Origin of the sequence: Streptomyces alkaliphilus (assembly GCF_014141535.1) — a bacterium.
Lineage (GTDB): Bacteria > Actinomycetota > Actinomycetes > Streptomycetales > Streptomycetaceae > Streptomyces > Streptomyces alkaliphilus.
Genome location: NZ_VKHT01001511.1, coordinates 1 through 816 on the forward strand (window position 1 = coordinate 1; position 816 = coordinate 816).

Below are 816 nucleotides of genomic sequence, written 5' to 3' on the forward strand. Positions count from 1 at the left end.
GCTGCGTGGACGGGCTCGCGCTGCGAGAGGCCTCGGGGGAGGAGGTGCTCGGCCCGGGAGTCGTGGTGCCGGGCGCGGGTTCCGGGGTCGCGGAGGGAGTGCCGGCCTCCGGAGTGGGCTCCGGCTCCGGGGTGTCCTTCGGCTCCTCGGTCTCCTCCGCTTCCTCCTCCACCTCCTCGACGTCCTTCCCGGTCTCCTTCTCCTCCACGGTTTCGGAGGGGGAGGCCGAGGGAAGCGAGGGGCGTTCCTCGCCGCGATCGGCGCTCTCCCCGCTCTCCCGACCGCCCTGGATGGAGGGGGTGCCGGGAATGTTGTCGGAGCGGTCGCCGCCCGCCTGGAAGGTGTGCAGATCGTCCAGGGTGAAGCGCTCGGACGCCCCGGGCAGGACTCCCGCGCCCGCGGCGACGGCGCCCACCGTCAGTGCGGCGGAGACGCCCAACAGGCCGGCTCTCGCCGGTGCCTGCTTGCGGTGCGTGCCCCTTCCGGGAGCGGATCGGCGGTGGCGTCCCATCGGCGGCACCGTCCTCCTGGAAACTCGACGACTGCGGTCCGGCCGTAACTGATCACGGCAGGGTGAAACATTCCGCACCTCACTCGAAAGGGTGAGGCGCGTCGGAGTGGACTGTACGGCATCCGGGTGAGAACCCGGGCGCGTGTGCCGGAAACGACCGGATAGCGTGCGTCACATGAGCCCTTCGGATCGCCGTACCCCGCCGAACTTCCCGGGAACGGGGGACTTTCGCCTCCCCGGGGGGAGGGACTCCGGTCCCCGGGGGAAGGAGTGTGGGGAAGGAGAGCGGGGAGAGAGGAGAAGAG

1 pseudogene is annotated in these 816 nt (G+C 71.6%); it reads right to left on the reverse strand.

The window, feature by feature from the left end:
* Nucleotides 1-511, reverse strand: a pseudogene (locus FNQ90_RS25390) (hypothetical protein); the annotation flags it as partial.
* Nucleotides 512-816 lie beyond the last annotated feature (305 nt).